The organism is Granulicella aggregans (assembly GCF_025685565.1).
Taxonomy (GTDB): Bacteria; Acidobacteriota; Terriglobia; order Terriglobales; family Acidobacteriaceae; genus Edaphobacter; species Edaphobacter aggregans_B.
The window spans coordinates 1,147,106-1,171,961 of sequence record NZ_JAGSYE010000002.1 but is presented as its reverse complement, the minus strand read 5'-3'; the positions used below and the strand labels follow the sequence as shown (position 1 = coordinate 1,171,961).

General features: G+C 56.1%; 23 protein-coding genes. 17 read left to right on the top strand and 6 right to left on the bottom strand.

The features are described 5' to 3' along the window. Positions 1 to 19: 19 nt before the first annotated feature. Both OHL18_RS14350 and OHL18_RS14345 read left to right on the top strand, forming a co-directional pair. Positions 20 to 1,072 carry an aldo/keto reductase gene (locus OHL18_RS14350; protein WP_263375532.1) on the top strand — a complete coding sequence of 351 codons (1,053 nt, stop codon included), beginning with the start codon at positions 20 to 22 and terminating at the stop codon, positions 1,070 to 1,072. A gap of 80 nt (positions 1,073 to 1,152) precedes the next feature. Beyond that, positions 1,153 to 1,383, top strand: a complete 231-nt coding sequence (locus OHL18_RS14345) for a hypothetical protein (RefSeq protein ID WP_263375531.1) — start codon at positions 1,153 to 1,155, stop codon at positions 1,381 to 1,383. Positions 1,384 to 1,430: 47 nt separating this feature from the next. Here the strand turns inward: OHL18_RS14345 and OHL18_RS14340 are convergent, their stop codons facing one another. Continuing rightward, a complete protein-coding gene (locus OHL18_RS14340) occupies positions 1,431 to 1,787 on the bottom strand; it encodes a hypothetical protein (RefSeq protein WP_263375530.1) in 357 nt (118 codons plus the stop codon). 460 nt (positions 1,788 to 2,247) lie between these two features. Between OHL18_RS14340 and atpD the strand changes: the two genes are divergently transcribed. From atpD to OHL18_RS23330, 15 genes are all read left to right on the top strand, one after another. Then, entirely contained in the window at positions 2,248 to 3,717 is a 1,470-nt protein-coding gene (gene atpD, locus OHL18_RS14335; protein ID WP_263375529.1) for a F0F1 ATP synthase subunit beta, read from the top strand. Next, positions 3,707 to 4,099, top strand: a complete 393-nt coding sequence (locus tag OHL18_RS14330) for a F0F1 ATP synthase subunit epsilon (RefSeq protein ID WP_263375528.1) — start codon at positions 3,707 to 3,709, stop codon at positions 4,097 to 4,099. Before atpD ends, OHL18_RS14330 begins: the two co-directional genes overlap by 11 nt. Further along, positions 4,089 to 4,403: an AtpZ/AtpI family protein gene (locus OHL18_RS14325; RefSeq protein ID WP_263375527.1), complete on the top strand. Its 315-nt coding sequence runs from the start codon at positions 4,089 to 4,091 to the stop codon at positions 4,401 to 4,403. Before OHL18_RS14330 ends, OHL18_RS14325 begins: the two co-directional genes overlap by 11 nt. Next, entirely contained in the window at positions 4,396 to 4,704 is a 309-nt protein-coding gene (locus OHL18_RS14320) for an N-ATPase subunit AtpR (RefSeq protein WP_263375526.1), read from the top strand. Before OHL18_RS14325 ends, OHL18_RS14320 begins: the two co-directional genes overlap by 8 nt. Then, complete coding sequence (locus tag OHL18_RS14315) at positions 4,701 to 5,408, top strand: F0F1 ATP synthase subunit A (RefSeq protein ID WP_263375525.1); 708 nt, start codon at positions 4,701 to 4,703, stop codon at positions 5,406 to 5,408. Before OHL18_RS14320 ends, OHL18_RS14315 begins: the two co-directional genes overlap by 4 nt. Before the next feature lie 22 nt (positions 5,409 to 5,430). After that, entirely contained in the window at positions 5,431 to 5,715 is a 285-nt protein-coding gene (locus OHL18_RS14310) for a F0F1 ATP synthase subunit C (protein ID WP_263375524.1), read from the top strand. Between the two features lie 3 nt (positions 5,716 to 5,718). Then, a complete protein-coding gene (locus tag OHL18_RS14305; RefSeq protein ID WP_263375523.1) occupies positions 5,719 to 6,519 on the top strand; it encodes a F0F1 ATP synthase subunit B family protein in 801 nt (266 codons plus the stop codon). Further along, a complete protein-coding gene (locus OHL18_RS14300; RefSeq protein WP_317890496.1) occupies positions 6,516 to 8,081 on the top strand; it encodes an alternate F1F0 ATPase, F1 subunit alpha in 1,566 nt (521 codons plus the stop codon). Before OHL18_RS14305 ends, OHL18_RS14300 begins: the two co-directional genes overlap by 4 nt. After that, the gene (locus OHL18_RS14295; protein WP_263375522.1) at positions 8,078 to 8,983 is read left to right on the top strand and encodes a F0F1 ATP synthase subunit gamma; all 906 of its coding nucleotides are present in this window, start codon (positions 8,078 to 8,080) and stop codon (positions 8,981 to 8,983) included. Before OHL18_RS14300 ends, OHL18_RS14295 begins: the two co-directional genes overlap by 4 nt. Before the next feature lie 169 nt (positions 8,984 to 9,152). Next, the gene (locus tag OHL18_RS14290; protein ID WP_263375521.1) at positions 9,153 to 10,022 is read left to right on the top strand and encodes an ADP-polyphosphate phosphotransferase; all 870 of its coding nucleotides are present in this window, start codon (positions 9,153 to 9,155) and stop codon (positions 10,020 to 10,022) included. Between the two features lie 43 nt (positions 10,023 to 10,065). Beyond that, positions 10,066 to 11,751 carry a phosphoglucomutase (alpha-D-glucose-1,6-bisphosphate-dependent) gene (gene pgm, locus OHL18_RS14285; RefSeq protein WP_263375520.1) on the top strand — a complete coding sequence of 562 codons (1,686 nt, stop codon included), beginning with the start codon at positions 10,066 to 10,068 and terminating at the stop codon, positions 11,749 to 11,751. Next, on the top strand, positions 11,748 to 14,288 hold the full coding sequence (gene glgP, locus OHL18_RS14280; protein WP_263375519.1) for an alpha-glucan family phosphorylase: 2,541 nt from the start codon (positions 11,748 to 11,750) through the stop codon (positions 14,286 to 14,288). The genes pgm and glgP overlap by 4 nt, the downstream gene beginning before the upstream one ends. Beyond that, the gene (gene glgX / locus OHL18_RS14275) at positions 14,285 to 16,363 is read left to right on the top strand and encodes a glycogen debranching protein GlgX (protein WP_263375518.1); all 2,079 of its coding nucleotides are present in this window, start codon (positions 14,285 to 14,287) and stop codon (positions 16,361 to 16,363) included. Before glgP ends, glgX begins: the two co-directional genes overlap by 4 nt. A gap of 59 nt (positions 16,364 to 16,422) precedes the next feature. Next, positions 16,423 to 18,795 (top strand): HAD-IC family P-type ATPase, encoded by a 2,373-nt coding sequence (locus OHL18_RS14270; protein WP_317890495.1) that lies wholly within the window; start codon positions 16,423 to 16,425, stop codon positions 18,793 to 18,795. 154 nt (positions 18,796 to 18,949) lie between these two features. Next, positions 18,950 to 19,150, top strand: a complete 201-nt coding sequence (locus OHL18_RS23330) for an SHOCT domain-containing protein (RefSeq protein ID WP_396274630.1) — start codon at positions 18,950 to 18,952, stop codon at positions 19,148 to 19,150. A gap of 60 nt (positions 19,151 to 19,210) precedes the next feature. On the opposite strand, the gene tpiA is transcribed toward OHL18_RS23330, so the two are convergent. Genes tpiA through OHL18_RS14245 form a run of 5 tightly spaced genes read right to left on the bottom strand, consistent with a single transcriptional unit; the run spans position 19,211 to position 24,834 of the window. Next, positions 19,211 to 20,011 (bottom strand): triose-phosphate isomerase, encoded by an 801-nt coding sequence (gene tpiA / locus OHL18_RS14265; RefSeq protein ID WP_263375517.1) that lies wholly within the window; start codon positions 20,009 to 20,011, stop codon positions 19,211 to 19,213. Beyond that, positions 20,008 to 21,081 (bottom strand): class I fructose-bisphosphate aldolase, encoded by a 1,074-nt coding sequence (locus tag OHL18_RS14260; protein ID WP_263375516.1) that lies wholly within the window; start codon positions 21,079 to 21,081, stop codon positions 20,008 to 20,010. Before OHL18_RS14260 ends, tpiA begins: the two co-directional genes overlap by 4 nt. Next, complete coding sequence (locus OHL18_RS14255) at positions 21,078 to 23,522, bottom strand: phosphoketolase family protein (RefSeq protein WP_263375515.1); 2,445 nt, start codon at positions 23,520 to 23,522, stop codon at positions 21,078 to 21,080. Before OHL18_RS14255 ends, OHL18_RS14260 begins: the two co-directional genes overlap by 4 nt. Before the next feature lie 32 nt (positions 23,523 to 23,554). Then, entirely contained in the window at positions 23,555 to 24,205 is a 651-nt protein-coding gene (locus tag OHL18_RS14250) for an HAD-IA family hydrolase (RefSeq protein ID WP_263375514.1), read from the bottom strand. A gap of 2 nt (positions 24,206 to 24,207) precedes the next feature. Next, positions 24,208 to 24,834, bottom strand: a complete 627-nt coding sequence (locus OHL18_RS14245; RefSeq protein WP_263375513.1) for a universal stress protein — start codon at positions 24,832 to 24,834, stop codon at positions 24,208 to 24,210. Positions 24,835 to 24,856 lie beyond the last annotated feature (22 nt).

The following is a 24,856-nucleotide window of genomic DNA, read 5'->3' as shown; positions in this document are numbered from 1 at the left end:
GTAGCGCATCTGAATGACTATGACATTGACAAACTTTCGCACTCTCGGACGCTCCGGTCTTGTAGTCAGTCCTCTTGCCCTTGGCGCAATGACGTTTGGTACACCGCGTTGGGGATCGCCCGATGATGTCTCCGAAGCAATCTTCAATGCTTACGTCGATGCTGGTGGAAACTTCATCGACACCGCCGATGTCTACGCCAAGGGCAGAAGCGAAGAACTGACGGGCGGGTACATCGCTGCCCGGAACCTTCGTGACAAGCTGGTTCTAGCCACCAAATTCTCCTTCAATGCTGAGCCGGGCAATCCCAATGCGGGGGGCAACGGCCGAAAGAATCTCCATCGCGCTCTTGAGGGCTCGCTGCGTCGCCTCAAGACGGACTACGTTGATCTCTTCTGGATGCACGTCTGGGACCAGGTAACTCCAATGGAGGAGGTCCTGCAGTCGATGGGTGACCTCGTTCGCTCCGGCAAGATTCGCTACTTCGGGTTGTCAGATGTTCCCGCGTGGTACGCCGCAGGGATGGCCGCCATGGCACGCGTTCAAGGTGTCCCTGGCCCCATCGCTTTGCAGATGGAGTACTCGCTTACCGAGCGCGCCATCGAGTACGAGTACATCTCAATGGCACGCGAATTTAGCCTGGGAATCACCCCCTGGAGTCCTCTTGCCGCCGGTTTTTTGGCTGGAAAATATAGTCGAGACAGCGACGGCAATGTGCATTCGGACGGAGGCAGACTTGATCTGAACCTGCCATCGTTTCAGAAGTTCAAGGAGAAGAACTGGCGGGTGCTCGATGTACTGCGTAAGGTGAGTGACGACGCGGGCGTTCCGACGGCCAAGGTGGCGCTTGCCTGGGCATCAGCTCAACCAGGAGTTACGTCACTGATCCTTGGAGCCAGCAAGCTTGAGCAGTTGCATGACAACATTGCCTCTCTTGAATTCACTTTGACTAAGGAGCAGCTCAAAACACTTAGCGAGGGAACAGCGCCGGAGCTGGTAAGTCCGTACCTGATGGCACGACCGGAAGTAAAGCGTGGCATCTTCGGAGGTACAGAAGTTCAGAGCTGGGGCTGAGCTACACGTTTCTACGCGGACAGCCCGTTAGGTGGTTCAGATTCGCAAGTTGGCAATGCATGAGAGAAATGAGGATAGATATGGCAAGCAGGATAGACCCACTACTAGTTCAGCTTGAGAAAGATCGCTCCGAACTCGCAAGAACTCAATTTGAGCAAGAAGCAATCGAGGCACAGCCAACTCATCTGGGGTTTGGCGACGCAACTCGGCGGATCAAACTCGTCTATGAGGAAGATGCCCTTGCTGAACGCATCCACAAAGACCGAGAGCGTTTGGCCGATGCGAATTTACTCCCGCCACCGGGGAAATGATTGGGCCGTATGCTAACGAGCAGCCGGATTGAGAGGCTGGCATCGACTCAGTCGATGCCAGCCTCTCTTCTCATTGCTTTCTGTAGAGGAAGGGGGCCGAAATGGCTAATGGCCGTGACCGCCGCCATGATTGCCACCGCCGTGATTGCCACCGCCGCGTCCCTGAGAGCCAGCTCGATGTTCGCCAGCGCCGCTATGGCCGGCCTCGCCGACATGCCCTTGTCCATCGCGTGCTTCGTTGGGTTGGAAATGATTGAAAGGCCGATCCCCGTGGCCAGGCATAGGGCCAGCATATCCGTGCCGCGGATCGAAGCGATTATCGACGTGACCGTAGAAGCCCCGGTGGCCATGGAACCACGGCCCTGCTCCAATGAATAAACCGCCATTGAACCAATCAGGTCCATAGTAGCCGTATGGGGAGCAATCGTAGGGAGAGTAGTCGTAGTATCCGTAGGGGCATCCAGGTTCCACGCCAATGCCAATGGCAATCTGGGCGGGCGCTGCCGTCAGAGGAGCGATCAAACTGACGCAGAGAGCCGAGAGGGTCAAAATCTTTATGTGAGCCATAGTTCTCCTAGTTGCTAAGACTTAATATCTGCCGTTGTTTGTGCCGGAGCTGAGCACTGTTGCTCAGAGACTAAGGGACTGAAAGCCGCACACGGCGCGCCGTCGGGATCATCAATGAGATCCGGTCACGGTGTGTCTGGAGGCCAAGACTCTGGCGAGTCAGAATGCCGCAAAAGTTACAGTTGAGCAAAAGGGAACAGCTTCTCTGCTGTTACTGGAGATACGGTTGGGATCAGCGGTCTCGATGCGGCATGTGGCTGGCCTGAGCGCTGCCTTACGCGCCACTTTGGAGGAGCGATGTCAGACGAACACGCAATTCCTCACACAGGTTCCGTTATTTCCATAAGGGGCAGTGTTGTAGATGTTCTTTTTCTTGGACGATTGCCCTCTGTGTTCTCGATTCTGCGCTGTGGCACGAATGAATCCATAGTGATTGAAGTAATGGAGCAACTTGATGAGCGTCGCGTGCGAGGGATTGCGCTCACTGTGACCCAGGGGCTTGCTCGTGGAATGCTAGTCAGAGATACGGGCACACCTTTGCGAGCACCTGTAGGCAAGACAATCATCTCGCGCATGTTCGATGTCTTTGGTCACGCTATCGACCGCCAGGCAGAGCCAGTGGATACGAACTGGCGCACTGTGCACCGTGCACCACCGCCCATGTCGGACCGCCTAACAAAGTCTGAGATATTCCAGACGGGAATCAAGGCGATCGATGTGTTGGTGCCCCTTGAGCGCGGAGGCAAGGCGGGTCTCTTCGGAGGCGCTGGCGTCGGTAAGACGGTGCTGTTGACAGAGATGATCCACAACATGATTGGACACCAGAAAGGCATGAGTATCTTCTGTGGTATAGGGGAACGCTGTCGAGAAGGAGAAGAGCTCTACAGCGGCATGAAGGATGCCGGTGTCCTAAAAGACACGGTGATGGTCTACGGCCAGATGAATGAGCCGCCCGGTGCCCGTTTTCGTGTGGGTCAGGCGGCCCTGACCATGGCCGAATACTTCAGAGACGACGAGCACCGCGACGTGCTCTTTCTGGTCGACAACATCTTCCGTTTTATTCAAGCAGGCATGGAGGTCTCGGGCTTGCTCGGACAGATGCCATCGCGGCTGGGATATCAGTCCACCATGGGTACGGAGTTGTCTGGATTGGAAGAGCGCATCGCTAACACGCGTGCAGGCGCGATCACATCCATTCAAGCCGTGTATGTGCCTGCGGACGACCTTACCGATCCGGCGGCGGAGCACGTCTTCGGACATCTATCGGCATCGCTTGTGCTTTCACGAAAACGAGCGAGCGAAGGCCTCTATCCCGCGATCGATCTGCTTCAGTCGAACTCTGCGATGGCAACCGCCGCCATCGCAGGCGAGCGGCACTACGGAGTTGCCCAACAGATTCGCAAGACGCTTGCTGAGTATGAGGCCCTGAAGGACATTGTGGCCATGCTGGGGCTGGATCAGCTCTCTCCGGCTGATCGGCTCACGGTCGGAAGAGCGCGCCGGCTCGAACGATTCCTTACTCAACCCTTCTTCGCAACCGAGCAGTTTAGCGGTCTGAAGGGGAAGCAGGTGAGCCTTGAAGATGCACTTGACGGGTGTGAACGTATTTTGCGGGATGAGTTCAAGGATGTCCCAGAGAGTGCGCTGTACATGATCGGGGCTATTGGCGAAGCGAAGAAGACAGCGCCGAAGGCCAAACAGGAGACGAAGGCGAATCCTGCCTCCGTGCCGCCACGTATATCTGCGGAGGCCGCTCATGCAGCTTAAGGTTCTTCTGCCTTCTGGAGTCTTCTTTGATAAGGACGATGTGGAACGCATCGTTGCCGAAACGAGCAAGGGGTCTTTCGGCATCCTTCCGCACAGGCGTGACTGCGTTGCAGCACTTGCGCCGGGCATCCTGACCTATCAGGAGAGCAATAGCGCGCCAGCCTATCTGGCGGTCGACAAAGGTGTACTGGTCAAGACCGGCGCGAAGGTATTGGTCTCAGTACGTCGCGCCGTCCAAGGCAGCGACCTGGGTCAACTACACGATGCGGTCAAGCGGCAGTTCCTGGCCCTCAATGAGCAAGAGAGGAAGGTTCGCGAGGCTCTGATGAAGATGGAGAGCACATTCGCTGGCAGGCTTGCGGGGTTCTCGCATGAGCGATAAGCCCGAAGAAGATGCCTTTGCCGCCCGCATCGGTGCGAATGCAGCGAGAAAGCAGCGCGCGTTGCGCGCGGGAGACCAGGGTGTCTGGTTCGGTCTGGGCATGACCGGACTCATCGGCTGGTCCGTCGCAGTCCCGACAGTATTGGGGGCGGTGCTCGGCGTCTGGCTGGATGCGCGGCATCCGCAAAAGTTCTCCTGGACGCTTACGTTCCTCTTCGTCGGCCTGATCCTTGGCTGCTTCAACGCTTGGCACTGGGTTGCGCAACAAGACGCGGTTATGAGCGAGGAGGATAAGCATGAGTGAAGTATTGAAGGTTGGGGGTGCCACGCTGGGCGGTCTTGCTCTAGGAGCAGTCTTTTTCATCGGATTGTGGTGGACGGTGCGAAGAGGAGTGGCTTCCGCGCAACCGGCCGTGATCTTTCTCGGCAGCATGCTTCTTCGAACGCTGGTGGTCCTGGGCGGTTTCTACTTTCTGAGCGGCGGTGACTGGCGCAATCTGGCTGGCGGCCTCGTCGGATTTATTCTTGCCCGCTTGCTCGTTACAAGAGGCGTGACTTTTTTGCCACCAGCGCAAGCGCTCGTAGCTTCTGGAGAGGTGCAATGAATCTCACCTCCGATCAGTTGATCTTTTGGCAGCATGGATTTCTCAAACTAAACCAAACCATCGTGACGACATGGGCCATGATGTTGGTGATGGCGCTCGGTGCGACCCTCCTCACGCGCCGACTTGTTACGGAGGGAAAGATCTCTCGATGGCAGGGCGCGCTCGAGATCATCATCACGACGCTGGAAGCACAGATCAAAGATGTTGGTCTGGCCGAGCCGCGAAGGTACCTGGCCTTCCTTGGAACCCTGTTCCTCTTCGTAGCAACGTGCGCGCTCTGCATTATCATTCCCGGTTACAAACCACCGACGGAGTCTCTCTCAACCACTGCGGCGCTGGCGCTTTGTGTCTTCATCGCAGTGCCGCTCTATGGCATAAGGGAACAGGGAGTCGGCGGCTATTTGAAGACGTATACACAGCCGACCATCATCATGCTGCCGTTCAATATCATCAGCGAGCTATCGCGCACTCTGGCTTTAGCGGTGCGTCTATTCGGCAACATGATGAGCGGCGTCATGATCGTCGGCATCCTGCTAACGATCACGCCTTTCCTTTTTCCCATCGTCATGACCGCGTTGGGACTGCTCACGGGAATGGTTCAGGCCTATATTTTCACGATTCTCGCCGGCGTTTACATTGCGGCTGCCACGTTGGTTCCAAAGCCGCAAAGCGTCCCCGTACCTTCACCGAAAGCAGCATCCTGAGAAAGAGTTATCGAGGAGTTTTATGGACAGCACAACCGCAATTGCAATTGCATCGATTGTTACAGCCGGTATGACCATTGGTATCGGCTGTCTCGCCCCAGCGCTGGGTGAAGGAAAGTCAGTCGCGACGGCCCTGACTTCTCTTGCGCAGCAGCCGGACGCTTCGGCCACCATCACGAGAACGCTCTTTGTGGGGTTGGCGATGATTGAATCCCTGGCAATCTACTGCTTTGTCGTTTCTATGATCCTGATCTTCGCGAACCCATTCTGGAAGTACATCATCGCTCACGCTGTCGCGGGTAAATGACCTATGCTCATCGACTGGTTCACCGTTATCGCCCAGATGGTCAACTTCCTGATCCTTGTCTGGCTGTTAAAGCACTTCCTATATAAACCGATCTTGAATGCGATCGACACTCGCGAAAAGGGTATCGCGTCAAAATTGGCTGACGCCGAAGCGAAGGTGGCGAGTGCTCAGAAGCAGCAGGCAGATTTTGAAGCGAAGAACAAGAGCTTCGATGAGCAACGAGATGCGATGAAGGCCAAGGCCGAGGCGGACGCCAAGACAGAGCACGATCGTATTATCGACGCAGCACAAAAGCAGGCCGATGGCCTCCGCGCCTCTGAAGCCGCCGCGCTCAAAGACGACCAGGCACACCAAGCCGCCGCAATCAGACGGATGGCGCAGGACCAGGTATTCGCGATCACCAGAAAGACTTTGACCGATCTCGCCTCGGTCACGTTGGAGGAGCGGATCGGAGAAGTCTTCACTCGCCGATTGGGGGAGATGAATGCCAAGGATAAATATGAGATGGGTGCCGCGCTCAAATCTTCACCCGAGGCTTCTCCTCTCCGCAGCGCGTTCACTCTTCCCGATGAGCAGAAGACCGCGATCCAGAACGCGCTGAATGAGACCTTCTCCGCAGTGATTCGAGTTCGTTATGAAACGGATGCGAACGCGGTCAGTGGAATCGAACTCACCGCGCCGGGGCAGAAACTGTCATGGAGCATCTCTAGTTACCTCGATTCGTTCGATCAAAGTGTTGCCGCGATGGTAACGCAAGAGACGAAGCCCGAGCCTGCAGCTGCACCCGCCGCCGAGGCCAAATGAGCGAGCCAGCCGGAGCTTTGATGACGGCGGTCGATAGCGCGTTCGACGGACTCCGGGATGCGTGCGCCAGCTACGCCCCAAAGCTGCAAACAGAGGAGATTGGGATCATAACCAGTCTTTCTACCGGGATGGCTACGATCTCCGGTCTGCCGAATCTTGGCAATGAGGAGTTGGTAAGATTCTCCGGCGATCGCCTGGGAATGGCCTTCAATGTGGATGAAGATGAGGTCGGTCTCATCCTGCTCTGCGAATATCAGGACCTTCATGTCGGCGACGAAGTGCGGCGAACCGGGCGTGTGATGGACATTGGCGTGGGCACTACCTTGCTGGGCCGTGTCATCGATGCGTTGGGCAGGCCCATTGATGGGAAGCCCCCAGTGATCACCGAGCACCGCTTACCAGTGGAACGGCCAGCGCCGGCGATCATGGACCGCGCAGCGGTCAGCGTTCCCCTTCAAACGGGATTGAAGGTCGTGGATGCAATGATTCCAATCGGTCGAGGCCAGCGAGAACTCATTCTGGGGGACCGTCAGACGGGCAAGACCGCGATTGCGATTGACACCATTCTCAATCAGCGCGGGCAGAATGTGATCTGCGTCTATTGCGCCATTGGGCAGCGAGCGTCCTCCGTAGCCAAGGTCGTCGCCAATCTACAGGAGAAAGGCGCGATGGAGTACACGGTCGTCATAGTGGCGGAAGGCAACGACGCTCCGGGGTTGGTTTACGTTACTCCCTACGCGGCGACCAGTATCGCTGAGTACTTCATGGAGCAAGGTCGCGACGTATTGATCGTCTATGACGATCTCACACAGCACGCACAAGCTTACCGCGAACTCTCACTGCTCCTTCGCAGGCCGCCCGGTCGAGAGGCTTACCCCGGCGACATCTTCTATATCCATTCCCGCATGCTGGAGCGATCCACCCATTTGATCAAGGAGCTCGGCGGCGGCTCGTTGACCGCTCTTCCGATCATCGAGACCGACGCGCAAGACATCTCCGCTTACATCCCAACCAACCTGATTTCGATTACCGATGGACAGGTGTACCTGTCTCCTACGCTGTTCGAACTCGGCGTGCTTCCTGCCGTGGACGTCGCGCAGTCTGTCTCGCGAGTGGGCAGCCAGGCGCAAAAGCCCGCTTACCGGGCCGTTGCGAAGGATCTGAAACTTGCCTACTCGCAGTTCGAAGAGCTTGAGACCTTCGCAAAATTTGGCACCCACCTCGACGAAGCGACACGCAAGACCATCGATCATGGTCAGCGAATACGAGCTTGCCTGAAGCAGCCGGAATCGAAGCCCGTTCCTGTTGCTGAGCAGATCGTCGTTCTGATTGCCCTGCAGGCTGGCCTGTTCGATCAGGTGCCTCTAGACAAGGTACCGGACGGAGAAGTCGCTCTTCAGAAGGCACTCTCAACTTTACCGAAAGATATTGCCACGCGACTTCTGTCCGAGGACAAGCTGAGCGATGGTGACCATAAGGCCATCATTGACCTGGCGACAGCGGCGCTTTTCAGCTTGCAGCCTAAGAAAGACGCAGGGCCGCCGCCGAAGGGTGGCGCATGAGCGGTTCCACCGAACAACTGGGCCGAAAGATCAATGGAGCGCGGAACCTTGGCGGGGTCGTGCGGGCGATGAAGGCTCTCGCCGCTTCGAGCATCGGGCAATACGAGAGGGCGGACGAAGCTCTTGACGACTATCTGAAGACAATCGAACTTGGAATGATCGCGTGCCTGCACGGAGAGGCACAGAACCCATCCGCCGGTGAAATCAAGCCGCGGCGTGCACAGCAGATCGGTGCTGTGATCTTCGGTTCGGATCAGGGTCTTGTCGGAAGCTTCAATGAAGTGATCGTGGAGTTCAGTCTGCAGTCGTTGCGAGCCCTCCCAGGGAAAGTGACTCAGATCTGGGCGGTCGGCGAGCGCCTGAAAGCATTGCTGGCAGATAGCACTCAGAGTCCGATCAAAGAAATGGAAGTGCCAGGTTCTCTCGATGCGATCACACCACTCGTCGGGCAGATTCTCCTCGAGATTCAATCGGCCCGTGAGCGAGGTGAGGTATGGGAGATTCAGGTCTTCCACAACCATCCGAAGCTGAGCTCCTCGTATGAGCCTGTCAGCAAACGTCTGCTTCCTCTAGATGAATCATGGCAAAAGACGTTAAGAGCAACGCCATGGCCGACAAAGATACCTCCGCAGGTAATTGACGACATACCGTCAGCGCTAACGGCATTTATTCAGGACTACTTGTTTGTGCTGTTATTTCAGGCCTGCGCGGAGTCCCTGGCAAGCGAAAATGCAAGTCGCTTGGCGTCGATGCAACGTGCCGAAAAGAACATCGATGGCATGCTTGACGATCTCAATCGCAAGTTTCACCGACTCCGGCAGGAAGGCATCGATGAGGAGCTCTTCGACGTGATCGCCGGGTTTGAGGCGCTCACCAAGAAGAAATCCAAGCGGTCGGGCTGAAGCAGCAGCTAGTGTTCACCAAGAGAATCTGATCAATCAGACTGCAGGTGTTGCCGGTTACCATCTGCCACGAGCAAATGAGGACAGAATGGATCGCTGGTGAGGGAGATACTCGCGTCAGGCGCATCCTCTCATGCAGTTTAGGCATGCGCGTCCGGAAAGGAGAGATGTGAAGATTCAATCAAACGACTTCCGAGTTCATCCCGGCAAAGAGTTCAAGCTCAAGGACAGGCCGACCGCGATCAAACCGTACTGCAAGTCAAAGAAGCAGTATCGGAGGACGCTCGAAAGCCACGTCCAAGAACTAAGTTCACTTCAGCAATTGCACTACGCTTCGCATCGCTACGCGCTGCTGCTCATCTTTCAGGGCATCGATGCGGCGGGCAAGGATGGTGCGATTCGGCACGTGATGTCGGGGATCAATCCGGAAGGTTGCGAAGTCTATAGTTTCAAGCAGCCAAGTGCGGAGGAACTGGAACACGATTTCCTTTGGCGCACGACGTGCAGGCTTCCGGAGCGTGGACGAATCGGTATCTTCAACCGCTCTTACTATGAAGAGGTCTTGGTCGTCCGTGTGCATCCTGAGATTCTCAGGAACGAAGGGTTATCAGAGGAACTGCTCGACGAGAAGACTGTCTGGGACGAGCGATACCGTTCGATCGAACACTTCGAGACCCACCTGCACTGCAATGGTACGCACGTCGTGAAGATTTTCCTCCACCTTTCGGAGGAGGAGCAGCGTAAGCGCTTCTTAGAGCGGATCGACGAGCCTGACAAGAATTGGAAGTTAAGTCTTGCGGATATTCACGAGAGAAAGTATTGGAAGCAATATGCCGATGCGTTTGAGGAGTGCCTGAATGCGACGAGCACCCAGATCTCGCCTTGGTTTGTCGTGCCAGCTGACGACAAAGAGAATGCCCGCTTGATTGTCTCCAGAATCGTAATGGATGCCATTAAGGATTTGAAGATGTCTTATCCGAACACCACAGCAAAGCGGAAAGCCGAACTAGAGGCAATCCGCAAGCTCCTATTGAAGTAGCGGCAGGACCAGTCGAGTCGTCGGTCTAGAAATGAATCATCCAATGAAGATCGATCCCAGAGCCGGGAAACCGGCAATTGCCAGCGATCTTGTCGATGTGCCGAAGTTGATCGCGGCTTATTACGAGGACCGACCCGATGCAGAGAATCCCGCGCAGTGCGTCATCTTTGGTACGTCCGGACACCGAGGTTCGTCATTCGCGAAGACCTTCAATGAATGGCACATCCTTGCGATTACGCAGGCAATTTGTCTCTACCGCAAGCAGCACAAGATTGATGGGCCACTCTTCCTCGGTATCGACACGCACGCGTTGTCGCGCCCGGCCGTCGATAGCGCGCTTGAGGTCCTAGCTGCCAATGGGATCGACGTGATGCTGGCGGGGCGGGAGGAATATACCCCTACCCCGGTGATCTCACATACCATCCTGACTTACAATCGCGGGCGGAGTTCCGGCTTCGCGGATGGCATTGTGATCACGCCTTCGCACAATCCTCCCGAGACCGGCGGCTTCAAGTACAACCCGCCTCACGGCGGCCCGGCAGAAGAGAGGATTACGACGTGGATTGAGAAGAAGGCGAACGAATTTCTCGCCAAGCAGCTCAAAGGTGTCAATCGGACTTCGCTCGAGAAAGCACTGGTTGCATCCACGACGCATCGCCATGATTTTCTGACTCCGTATGTGGAAGACCTGCACAACGTCGTCGATATGGATGCGATCCGGGCATCGGGGATCAGCATTGGTGTAGATCCTCTCGGTGGTGCCGGCGTGCATTACTGGGAGCCGGTCGCGAAGCGGTATGGTCTGAATTTGCAGGTTGTGAATGAGACAGTCGACCCAACCTTCCGATTCATGACGCTTGATTGGGACGGCAGAATTCGCATGGACCCGTCGTCCGAGTACGCAATGCGACCTCTGATTGCGTTGAAGGATAAATTCGATCTCACCGTTGCATGCGATACAGATCACGACCGCCATGGAATCGTAGCCCGTAGTATCGGATTGTTACCGCCCAATCACTATCTGGCGGTATGTGTCGACTACCTCTTCGCGCATCGTCCGCGGTGGACAAAGGAAATGGCAGTGGGCAAGACGGTGGTCAGCAGCAGTATCATCGATCGTGTCGCAGCGCGGCAAGGTCGAAAGGTCTACGAAGTACCTGTCGGCTTCAAGTATTTCGTCGAAGGGTTGCTTCATGGCCGTCTCGGATTTGCAGGGGAAGAGAGCGCTGGCTCTTCTTTTGTACGCAGGGATGGCTCTGTCTGGACCACGGACAAGGATGGAATCATCGCCGCTCTGCTGGCAGCGGAGATAACGGCGGTATCTAAAAGAGATCCTGGCGAGCTCTATGCGGAACTGGCTCGCGAACTAGGAGAATCGCTCTATCGGCGGTCTCAGGCCAATGCTACTGACCAACAGAAGATCGCGCTGGAGCGGATCACTGCAAGCGATATTCACACGACCGATCTTGCAGGTGAAAAGCCAATCACGATCATCACCAAGGCTCCTGGTGACGGTATTACCATTGGCGGGATCAAGGTGGCTGCCGCAAACGGGTGGTTCGCCGCAAGGCCATCCGGCACTGAAGCGATCTACAAGATCTATGCCGAGAGCTTTAGCGGGGAGGAACGTCTGGCCCTGATCGAGGCTGAAGCTCAGACCGTCGCAAACCAGGCGTTTACAGCGGCGATGCCTGCACTCAAGACGCCGCAACTTCAGGAGACAAAGTGAGCGATCCCAAATCGACCAGGCCGGACAAGGACGTTCCAGAAGTAAAGCCAGCGCCGGCATTGGGAATCGATGCCTTGAAAGAATTGGCACTGAACCTGCATTGGTCATGGAATCACATGGCGGACAAGCTCTGGGAGGCGCTGGACAGCTATCTGTGGGAGGCGACTCAGAACCCCTGGGTCATTCTCCAGACCGTCTCCCATGACAGAGTCAAGACACTGCTCGCGACGGTTGATTTTCAAGACCTCCTCTCCGCTTTGTTGCAGCACAAGCGCAAGTTCTTTTCCGCTGATGCGTGGTTCCAGAAGACGCATCCCGGAGCAGCGCTCTCAACGATTGCATATTTCAGCATGGAGTTTATGCTGACCGAAGCATTGCCAATCTATTCTGGCGGGCTGGGAAATGTAGCGGGCGACCAGATGAAGGCGGCGAGCGACCTCGGCGTTCCGGTGGTCGGGGTCGGCCTGTTATGGGGCCAGGGATACTTTCGACAGGACTTCGATTCTGAAGGCAATCAACGCGCTCTCTATCCGGTCAATGATCCGGGTCAACTGCCCATCCAGCCGGTGCGTCGGCCGAACGGCGAGTGGCTGCGCATTCAAGTTCATCTTACAGGTGCGAGAATCTGGCTGCGCTGCTGGGAGGTGCTCGTCGGCAGAACCCGGCTTTACCTTCTGGACGCGAACGATTTCGCGAACACGGCAGCACATCGCGGCATCACGAGCGAACTCTATGGCGGCGATGCTGAGATGCGGCTGAAGCAGGAGATCGTTTTGGGGATTGGAGGTTGGCGATTGCTGCGAGAGATCGGTCTAAATCCAGAAGTCTGCCATCTGAACGAGGGGCATGCGGCATTCGCAGTGCTGGAGCGCGCTCGCTACTACATGGCCGACCATCATGTCTCCTTTGAGCTCGCGTTGACCATCACCCGGGCTGGGAACATGTTTACCACCCATACCGCCGTGCCGGCTGGCTTTGATCGCTTTGCTCCGGACCTCTGCCGGAAGCACCTGGAGCACTACGCGAAGGACGAACTCGCAATCCCCATGGAGAGTCTTCTTGCTCTTGGAAGGCAGAATCCCGAAGATGATTCTGAGCCGCTCAATATGGCTTACCTCGCGCTCCGTGGCAGCGGCCAGGTGAACGGTGTCAGCAAGCTTCACGGAGAAGTAAGCAGGCAGATCTTTCAGCCACTCTTTCCAAGATGGCCACAAATCGAGGTGCCCATTGGTTCCGTGACCAACGGGATTCACGTGCCTACGTGGGATTCAGCCGAAGCTGATGCTCTTTGGACAAAGGTGTGCGGCGCGGGACGCTGGCGGGGTGACCGTCCGCTTGCGGACGATGTCCGTTGCTTGACCGACAACGAGTTGTGGCAGATGCGCACCGAAGCTCGCAGGGCGATGCTGAAGCAGGTACGCGATCGCTATGCGCGACAACTCTCTGCTGAGGGCGGCTCTCATTTGAACGTTGCCGACATCTTCCGCGAGGAGACGCTCACAGTTGGATTCGCTCGCCGCTTCGCTACGTACAAGCGTCCCGATCTTCTTCTGCATGATCCCGAGCGGCTCATCCGTCTGCTCACCGATGCGCGACATCCGGTGCAGTTGGTTCTCGCTGGCAAGGCGCATCCCGAGGATGAGCCGGGACAGGCGTTGATCAAGCAATGGAACGACTTCATCAAGCGCCCCGAGGTTCGCGGGCATGTGGTCTTCCTCAGCGACTACGACATGCAGATGGCACAGGAGCTGGTGCAAGGCATGGACCTTTGGATCAACACGCCGCGCAGGCCGTGGGAGGCATGCGGGACCAGCGGTATGAAGGTGCTGGCGAATGGTGGACTCAACATCTCCGAACTGGACGGCTGGTGGGCGGAAGCTTATACGCCGAAGGTCGGGTGGGCTATCGGGGATGGAAAGGAGCACGGCGAGGATGCGGCCTGGGATGCGCAGGAAGTTGAGAGCCTCTATGTGCTGCTGGAGCAACAGGTCGTGCCCGAGTTCTATACGCGGGACGGCCAAGTGATGCCGTCAAAATGGCTTGAGCGCGTTCGCGAGAGTATGGCAACCCTTACGCCTGAGTTTTCCGCAAGCCGGGCAATCCGTCAATATACGAATGATCGCTATCTGCCGGCCGCTGCCGGCTATAGGGATCGTGCCGCTAACGACGGCAAGCTCGGCATCGAAGTGATGCAATGGCAGCAGGGCCTTACACGAGGATGGGACACCCTTCGTTTTGGCAAAGTTGAAGTTGAAACCAAGGATGGCCAACATCGTTTCCAAATAGAAGTCATTGCCGGCCTGCTCCATCCGGACCAATTCACCGTCGAGGTGTATGCCGGTCCCATCGCAGAAACCGGCACCACACCAGAGATTCTGTTTCCATCCAAGTCTTCGACCGCCATGTCCGGTAACGAGCTCTATTCCATGTGTTGCCCGGCCAAGCGTCCGGCCACCGACTATACGGCTCGAGTTGTTCCAATGCGCTCTGGTGCTTCCGTCCCCCTTGAAGCCGGGCAGATCCTTTGGCAGCGATGAGCGCTGCGACTGGCAGGCCCTATCCCTTGGGCGCGACCGTATGTCCCGATGGAACAAACTTCAGCATCTTCTCTGCAAGCGCATGCGGGATGCAATTAGTCCTGTTCGACCACGCTGACGATGATGCTGCCGCGCGCACCGTCACCCTCGACCCGGTGCTCAATCGCACCTCTCACTACTGGCACATCTTTCTGCCGGGGATCAAGCCGGGACAACTATACGGCTATCGCGCAGACGGTCCCCTCGATCCAGTGGCAGGACAACGTTTCGATGCGCAGAAGGTATTGATCGACCCCTACGGCAAAGGCGTTTCAGTCGGCCGCAATTACAGCCGCGCTGCAGCCTGCATCCCCGGTGACAATGCCGCGACTTCGATGAAGAGTGTAGTCGCAGATCTTTCTTTATTTGATTGGGGAGACGATAAGCCAATTAATCGTCGCTTCCGGAGCACAGTTATCTATGAGATGCACGTTGCTGGCTTTACACGCGATCCATCGTCCGGCGTATCGGCCGCCGTGCGCGGAACCTATCTGGGCGTAGTGGAGAAGATTCCCTATCTCCAGTCTCTTGGGATTACGGCTGTCGAGCTTCTGCCCGTCTTCCAATTCGATGTTTCAGATGCACCTTCCGGGTTGACCAACTATTGGGGCTACGATCCTGTCTCGTTCTTCGCTCCACACCTCGCGTACAGTACGAACACCGAGGATCCAGTCGCATGTATCGATGAGTTCCGTACGATGGTGAAAGCGCTACATGTTGCTGGAATCGAGGTCCTACTTGATGTTGTGTACAACCACACTGCTGAAGGAGACGAGCATGGCCCAACACTCTGTTTTCGGGGTCTGGAGAATAATTTTTACTACATCCTTGAAGACGACCGCGCACACTACGCAGACTTCACCGGAACGGGGAATACTCTCAAGTCGAACCACTCCGTAGTCAAGAGGCTTATCCTCGACAGTCTCAGGTACTGGGTCTCCGAGATGCATGTGGACGGGTTCCGTTTCGATCTTGCTTCTATTTTCTCTCGAAGTGATTCTGGAGCCCCTATGCTCAATGCTCCGATTATCTGGGAGATTGACTCCGAACCCGTGCTGGCCGGCACGAAGCTCATTGCTGAAGCCTGGGACTCCGGTGGACTCTACCAGGTTGGCAGCTTCGGACAAGACAAGTGGAAAGAGTGGAACGGGGTCTATCGCGACGACGTCCGAAGCTTCTTGAAGAGCGACCAAAATACGGCCTGGAATCTTCACCAACGAATCATCGGCAGCCCAGACATCTATAAGAGAGGCCATCGCCCTACCGGTCAAAGTATCAACTTCATCACTTGCCACGATGGCTTCACGCTGAATGATCTGGTCTCCTTCAACTCAAAGCATAATGACGGAAACAAGAGCCAGAATAGCGACGGAACCAACGCGAATCTTAGCTGGAACTGTGGTGTTGAAGGACCCTCGACAGATCCCATGGTGGAACAGCTCCGTATCCGGCAGATCAAGAACTTCTTTGCGCTGACACTGCTCTCAGTCGGCACTCCAATGCTACTGATGGGGGATGAGGTGAGACGCACGCAACAGGGCAACAATAATGGGTATTGTCTCGACAACAGAGTTGGCTGGTTCGACTGGGACTTGTGCAAGAGCAATGCCGAGATCTTTCGGTTCGTCCAGCAGTTGATTCGCCTTCGTCTGCAATTCGAGCAAGCCACTGTTGGCAACGTCATCCCCCTCGAGGACTACCTTAGCAACGCGCACATTAGGTGGCACGGAACTATGCTCGACAAGCCGGACTGGGGTCCGGACTCACATTCCATCGCCGTCGAGTTTCATAACCATGCGCTCAATAACGAGTGCTATATCGCCGTGAGTTCTTATGAGAAGAATTTGGAGTTCGAGCTTCCGCCACTCTCAGCAACGTCATCGCGATGGATTCGCCTGATTGACACCTCTCTTCCATCTCCGCATGATATCGCTGAAGCAGCGAACGGCTCGGAGGTTGAGGGTCGTACCTATATAGTCAATCCGCATTCGATCGTCATGCTTCATTTCGCATCGGCCGTCGGCGAGTCGGAATAATTGGGATCGCTCGAATTCGCCGAGCGATGGCTCCTAATAAGTGAACGGCAAGGAGTTTCATGCGTGCAAACACGACCAATCCAAGCTCAATATCTGCGCCCCCCGGCGATCCGCAGACAAACTCCATGCCTGCCGGTTTGAGAGGGGAGGAAGCCTCTAATCGACTACAGAAAGATGGTCCGAACGCCATGCCAGACATATCCGCGCACCCGCTGCGGGATGTGCTGGCCAATTTCTGGGCACCCGTTCCGTGGCTGCTTGAACTGGCCATCGTTCTGCAGACTGTACTCCACAAGTACCTTGAAGCGGCAGTCATTGCGGGGCTTCTGATATTTAATGCAGCGCTTGCTTACTTCCAGGAGGGCCGCGCTCAGGCCACGCTCGCCGCGCTCAAGCATCGACTTGCATTGAACGCTTCGGTGCGTCGTGATGGAGTGTGGAAGACAATCCCGGCCGTCCAGGTTGTGTGCGGTGATCTGATCAAGCTGTCTCTTGGCGGCGTCGTGGCGGCTGATGTGCATTTGCTGGACGGGTCGTTGCAGCTCGACCAATCCATGGTCACGGGAGAATCACTGCCGGTTGAAGCCGGGGCAGGGTTCGATACGTATGCAGGTGCGCTCGTGCGTCGAGGGGAGGCGACCGCACAGGTGACGGCCACAGGCGACCGCACAAAATTCGGTCGCACCGCCGAACTCGTGCGCACTGCCCATGTTGTGAGCTCACAGCAGAGGGCAGTCCTCCAAATTGTTCGGAACCTCGCTTACTTCAATGCTGCCGTCATCCTCCTCATTGGCACATACGCTTACTTCCATGCGATGCCTGGGAGTGAGATTGTTCCTCTACTTCTGACCTCCGTGCTAGCCGCGATTCCCGTAGCTTTACCCGCAACCTTCACACTTGCGGCAGCCATCGGTGCCCGCTCGCTGGCGAAGCTAGGGGTCCTTCCAACTCGGCTGTCGGCAGTGGACGAGGCCGCAACCATCGATACACTCTGCTGCGATAAGACAGGAACGCTCACCGCCAATCAGCTCTCTGTAAGCAGCGTAAGACCGATGGAAGGATTCGACGAGGCGCATGTCCTTGGCCTGGCGGCCCTGGCCAGTTCCGATGGCGGTCAAGATTCGGTCGACAAAGCGATCAGGTCGGCCGCCGGTGCTAAAGCGATCACCGATGCGCCCAAACTGACGAACTTCATCCCATTTGATCCAGCCACGAAGATCTCAGAGGCGGAGGCTGTTGATGTAAAAGGAAACCAGCAGCGGATCATCAAAGGTGCGTTCAGCGTCGTATCGAGCCTCACCTCCGCAACTCCCGCTGCGGTAGGAATCGCAGACGATCTGGAGAAAGAAGGATTCAGAGTTCTGGCAGTCGCTGTAGGTACGAACGGCTCGATAAAGATCGTCGGCTTCATCGCGCTCAGCGATCCCCCGAGGTCCGACTCACGTAATTTGATCGCGCAACTGAAGGATCTCGGTGTCCGCACGGTCATGGTGACAGGCGACGCCCCGCAGACGGCAATGATCGTTGCTCATGAAGTTGGTCTCGAAGGCCCAGTCTGTCCCCCGGGGGCGATTCCAGACGCAGTGAAGCCGACTGATTTTGCGGTATTTGCGGGCATACTCCCCGAAGGGAAGTTCACCCTGCTCAAGGACTTTCAGAAAGGCGGCCACACGATAGGAATGTGCGGCGATGGTGCGAATGACGCACCCGCACTCCGTCAGGCTCAGATCGGCATCGCTGTCTCGACCGCGACCGATGTCGCCAAATCGGCAGCAGGAGTAGTGCTGACGGAGGCTGGTCTTGGCGGAATTGTCGCCGCCGTCAAAGAGGGCAGAGTCACCTTCCAGCGCATCCTTACCTATACGCTCAACTCCGTCATCAAAAAGATCGTTCAGGTTCTTTTGCTGGCAATCGGCTTGATCATGACAGGCCATGCCGTACTCACGCCTCTGCTCATGGTCATAGTGATGATCACGGGAGACTTCCTCGCTATGTCCCTGACGACCGACAGAGTGCGTCCATCGGCCATGCCAAACTCTTGGCATGTGGGAAAGATCACGGGTGCGGCGGTACTGCTTGGACTATGCCTTCTCGCCTTCTGCGTTGGGGTCGTAGCGATCGGAAAGTTTCAGTTGCGACTCGGAATTGAATCTCTTAGGACGCTAGCGGTTGTCGCAGTCGTCTATGGGAGCCAGGTGACAATCTATGCTTTGCGTGCGCGTCGCCATATGTGGGGGCTGCGCCCAACAAGATGGCTAGTCTTGTCCTCTGTCGCCGATCTCGCGATCATAACCTTGCTGGCGCAACGAGGAATTCTAATGGCTCCTCTATCTCCGTCGATCTTGGGCTGCGAGTTTGTCGCGGCTGCGCTCTTTGGGCTGATCCTGGATGCGATCAAAATTCCGATCTTATCGAAGTTCGGGATTGATTAGTCGCCCCTAGTTCGAAATCTGGCAGGTTGAGCGATCAATAGGGAACAGACGCCGTCCTTTCGGTATAAGACACTTGTCGCAGACAGGCTGTTCCAATTTTCATCTCAAGCCTTTGACGCACGACCAGGAGGTCTATTTGTACTACTACGGTGGAATGCACGCGTACTGGTGGTTTTTCTGGATTCTGATCTGGATCTCGTACTTCTCCTTTTTTACGCCGATGCGGCGGGTCGCTTACAGACAGTTGCAGTCGCCGCTCCAGCTACTTCAGCAGAGATACGCTGCGGGAGAGATCACCAGTGAAGAATATGAGGAACGGCGCACCAAACTGACTCGGGATGCCAGGACTCGGTGAACGTTGCCGCTTCGCAGAACTGGTGCGATGCATCCTCTTCGGGAAGAGTTCACGCTTCTTCTAAGAAGGTTGTACCTCTGCTTTCATTGCGCCCATAGCGGCTTTTGCGATGGCGACAAACTGATCGGCCTTCAGGCTGGCACCGCCGATGAGCACGCCGTCGAGGCCTGGCTGGCCTAGAAAAGCAGCCGCATTGTGCGGTTTGACGCTGCCACCGTATTGGAGAGTCATCTGCTGGGCGCGAATCTCTCCGCATATCCGACTTAACTTCTTGCGAGTCAGCGAGAGCGCATCGTGCGCCTGTTGTGGACTCTCATGGTGCAAGGCATTGCCTATTGCCCACACCGGTTCGTAGGCGATGCTCAGTTGCGATAGAAACTCCGGTGGAACGTTCGCCAACCCCTGCGTCAGTTGACGGTCGAGGATCGCTTCGGTCTGATTCGCTTTACGCTGCTCCAGCGTCTCACCCACACAGAGGATCGCATTCAGTCCGGCAGCCAACGCACACTCTACCTTCTGATTGATGAACGAATCGGATTCGCCCAGTTTGTGCCGGCGCTCACTGTGTCCGAGGATGACGTATTCGCGGCCGAGATCGAGCAGCATCGTCGGGCTGACCTCGCCAGTGAACGCCCCCTCGGCCTCGGGATACATGTTTTGTGCTCCTAGCGCGATCTGGGTGCCCTTCAGCAGGTCTCTGACCAGCGCGAGATAAGGGAATGGCGGGCAAAGGATGACTGTGACGTAGTTGTTGACGCTAAGGCCATGGATCACTCCATTTACTAACTGTTCCGCCTCTAACGTTGTCGAGTGCATCTTCCAATTTCCGACGACGAATTTCTGACGAGTGGGAGTATTCATTTTGCGCTCGCGTAGATGCCTGTCGCGTGCAGCGCATCGCTCTGTTCATGATTCGCTTCCACTGTCAGGCTGTAGCTTCCGAGGTGAGCGGCCCGTGCACACTTTGCGCGATGGTAGAGAGATTCCTGTGCATCCAAGACGTTTCTGGGTTTGCCATTCCAGATACTAAGAGCCGGTTCTTGAATCGCCCTGCCGAACGAGAACGATACTTGCCAGGGAAGTCGCGACTTGTATCGGATGTTGATCGCACTAAGCCGGGCGCAAGCGAGCTCTCCGGTTTGACCGCCAGAAAGGAAGGCGATTCCTGGAACTGCTGCTGGAACTGATCGCAGCAGGCAGGCTACAGTCGCATCGGCTATCTCCTCAACTGACTCCTGGTGTGCGCAAGACAATCCGGGCAGAACCATGTTTGGCTTGAGTATCATGCCCTCAAGCTTTACGCGCTGCGAGTAAAGCTCTCTGAAGACCGCGCGCAAGACTCTTTCGGTGACTTCTGAGCAGACTTCTAAAGTGTGAGATCCCTCCATGAGGACCTCCGGTTCGACGACCGGGACGAGACCCACCTCCTGACATAGTGCTGCATATCGGGCAAGAGCGTGTGCATTCGCCTTGATACATCCCATACTTGGCATACGCGAGCCGATCGCGATGACAGCTCGCCACTTGGCAAAGCGTGCGCCCATCTGCACATACTCTGCCAGACGAGGCCGCAGCCCATCCAGACCGTCGGTGACCTTCTCGCCGGGGAAGCAAGCCATCGGCTTCGCCCCTAGATCCACCTTGATTCCAGGAAGAATTCCGATGGCAGCGAGACCCGCGGCGAAGGGAGTCTCGCAATCTTTCTTCTGCCGAATCGTCTCGTCGAAGAGAATCGCGCCGCTGATGGACTCGTTGAGTCCCGGCGTGTCGACAATCAGTTGCCGATATTGGCGGTGCGCCTCCGCGGTCTGTGGAATGTCAAACTTAGCAAACCGTTTGTTGCAGGTTGTAGTGCTCTCATCGATCGCAAGAAGGCCCTTGCCATCGGCGACCATCATCCTCGCTGTCTCTTCAAGAGTCTGAGTGTTCACTTTGCGACGCTCCATTTCCAGTTACGGATCTCGGGCATGTCTTCGCCATGAGCGTCGATGTAGTGTTTGTGCTCAATGAGTTTGTCCTGCATCTGCTGTTTGAGATAGTCGCCTTTGGAACCCAGATGAGGGACGCGATCCACCACGTCCATGACTAGGTGAAAGCGGTCAAGATCGTTTTGCACGCGTATGTCGAACGGTGTTGTAATCGTGCCTTCTTCTTTGTACCCCCGCACGTGCAGGTTGCGATTCGTCCGGGCGTAGGTCAACCGATGGATCAACCACGGGTATCCGTGGAACCCGAAGATGATGTGCTTATCTTTCGTGAACAGGGAATCGTAGTTCCGTTCGGTCAAACCATGAGGATGCTCGGTGCTAGGTTCCAGCTTCAGTAGATCGACGACATTCACGACACGCACCTTCAATGCAGGCAGATGTTCGCGGAGTATGGAAACTGCGGCGAGAATCTCCAGCGTGGGGGTGTCGCCACAGCACGCCATCACAACGTCCGGCTCGCAATCCTGGTCATTGCTGGCCCATTGCCAGATGCCGACGCCCTCTGTGCAATGCACGACCGCCTGGTCCATCGTCAGCCATTGCGGCAGGGCGTGTTTGCCGGCGACCACCACGTTGACATAGTTCCGACTGCGCAGGCAGTGATCGAAAACAGACAAGAGACAGTTAGCGTCGGCAGGAAGGTAGCAGCGTACGATCGATGCCTTCTTATTGATGACGTGATCGAGAAAGCCGGGGTCCTGGTGGGTGAAGCCGTTATGATCCTGCTGCCAGACATGAGAGGCCAACAGATAGTTCAGAGAGGATATATCGCGTCTCCAGGGGAGTTCATTACAGACCTTCAACCACTTCGCATGTTGGCTGAACATCGAGTCGATGATGCGAATGAAAGCCTCATAGCTGTTGAAGAGGCCATGTCGTCCAGTGAGCAGATAGCCCTCCAGCCAACCTTCGCACTGGTTCTCACTCAGCATCGAGTCCAGCACGCGACCTTCCGGTGCGAGGAACTCGTCGTTACCGTACTCACGCGCGTCCCATTGGCGGTTGGTGACCTCGAAGACCGCCTGAAGCATGTTCGACACCGTCTCATCGGGACCGAAGATACGAAAGTTTCGCTGATCCTGATTCAGCTTGGCCACATCCCGCAGGAAGGAACCCAGCACAAGCGTATCCTCGATCTCTACTGCGCCGGGAGAGCTCACGGTTACGGCGTGAGCATGGAAGTCGGGCATCACAAGATCACGCAGGAGAATCCCGCCGTTGGCGTGTGGGTTCGCTCCCATGCGGCGGTCGCCCCTTGGCGCCAACTCTTGCAGTTCTGCCAGCAGGCGGCCATTTTCGTCGAAGAGTTCTTCGGGCTTATAGCTCTTCATCCATGCTTCTAGAAGTTGCACGTGATCGGGATGTGCGGGATCGACCAAGAGTGGGACCTGATGCGCACGAAATGTCCCCTCAATCTGCAAGCCATCAACAACCTTTGGCCCTGTCCAGCCTTTAGGCGATTTGAAGACAATTACTGGCCAGCGCGGCCGAGTTGTATCGTTACCCGCGCGCGCGTTCTTTTGAAAGCGTTGGATATCCTCGATGGCTCTGTCGATGGTAGCGGCCATCAGTTCGTGCATCTTCTCGGGCTCATCGCCTTCCACGAAGTAGGGGGTCCAGCCGCAGCCTCGCAGGAACTGATCAAGTTCCTCATGTTCAACGCGTGCCAGCAGGGTCGGGTTGCTGATCTTGTAACCGTTGAGGTGCAGGATCGGTAAGACTGCGCCGTCGGTCTTTGGGTCGAGAAACTTGTTCGATTGCCACGAGGTTGCCAGCGAGGCCGTTTCTGCCTCGCCATCGCCAATCACGCAGGCGACGATCAAGTCTGGATTGTCGAACGCTGCGCCAAACGCATGGCTGAGTGAGTAGCCCAACTCGCCGCCTTCGTGAATCGATCCCGGGGTCGTCGGCGCAACGTGACTTGAGATGCCACCAGGAAACGAGAACTGCTTGAATAGCTTCTTCAATCCCGCTTCATCCTGAGTGACATTGGGGTAGACCTCGCTCCATGTGCCTTCAAGGTATACATTGCCGACAATCGCTGGGCCTCCGTGCCCGGGACCCGCAACGTAGAACATATTCAGGTCGTACTTCTTGATGGCGCGGTTCAGGTGTACATAAATAAAGTTCTGGCCCGGCGTCGTCCCCCAATGTGAGACTACGAGGGGCTTAACATGCTCGAGCTTGAGCGGCTCCTTCAGCAGAGGATTCTCATAGAGATAAATCTGACCGACCGACACATAGTTCGCCGCGCGCCAATAAGCGTTCATGCGGCGAAGCAGGTCCGGTGTCAGCGTCGAGGCACCTTGCAAAGTCTCCTCTTTGGCGATTGCAGCTGGCGTCTCATGGAGCAGGTCTTCGGTCGTGAGCAGGGCGGTCGGCATATATGAATCTCCTTTTCCAACTGGTGAGAAGGCTAGGTTGCGTCGCTCGTATGCAGTCCAACTGCAGCGAGTTCACTACGGGTCGATTCGAAATCGGCGTGATGAATGCTTCGCATTCCCAGACCCACTGCAATCTGAACGAACATGGGCGTGTTGTCGATAAACAACGCTTGCGCGGGCGCGGTCTGGGCAAGATCGAGAGCGAGTCGGAAGATTTCGATATCAGGCTTCCTCATCTGCACGAAGCACGAAGAGATGAAGGTATCCACGAGTCGGTCGAGCTCGAACGTTCTAACGCGATACGCATTCACCGCACGCGACTCGTTACTGATGACGACGATCTTGAGACGGTGCTCAGCTTTGAGCTGTGCAACCAGATCCAGCATCCTGGAAAATGGCTTCGACTGAGCGAACATGAAATCGCGAAACTGATTCCGAGTGAAGGTTCGCTTTTCATAGAAAACTACCCAACCCAGGTACTCTTCGAAAGAGAGCTTGCCCTCTTCGTGAGTCTCGAATACCAGACGATGACGCTGGTCCATCTCTGCCCAATCCAGCTTGAAGTGTCTCGCTGCCCTTTTGCGCGCAAGATGATCCCAGCCGTTGGTGAGCAAGACTCCACCAACATCAATAAATAAGGTCGTGATGGGCAGTGTCTTTCTCAATGGTTTGCGATCGGCCATCACTACTTTGAGAAGATGGGGTGAGCTTTGTCGTATCGTTGTTCGGTCCTACCGCCTTGCCTCGCCAGATCATTTGCGACTCGATCCAGCCGTTTCTGCGCCGGCGTCTCTGGTTCAAGCGCCTTTGACCCGAGTTGGCCCGTTTCCTCGCTATGCGTGACAAACGAGTCCTCCCAGACATCGATTGCGGGTTCTTCGGCCACGGCTTCCTGTTTAGTGGACTGAAGCAGAAGCAGAGTGCAGTTGACTTGCTTGATTACCTGCTCCGCAATAGACCCAAGAATCAACGGACGCCAGCCTGATAGGCCATGAGTCGAGATGACAACCATGTCTGCCTTCTCACGCTTGATCACACGTATCAAGTTTCCTACGATATCGTTGCCCGTCTCGATGCTGAAGGACGCAGGTACGCCTTTGAACAAGAGTGCAGCTTTACGTGCCTCGAGCTTTTCTTCGATCGTCTCTTTCCGTTCCTGAAGCACTGAAGTCTCCGGGAAAAAGTCGGAGCCATTGAAGTCTGGGATTTCGGGGATGATGTGGACTAGATGGATGCTGGCGTGGAACTGTTGAGCGAGGCCGGTTGCCGCTTCCAGAGACGCCTCTGAAGAGGGGCCGAAGTCTATCGGCAACAGAATCCTACTGGCTGAGAAG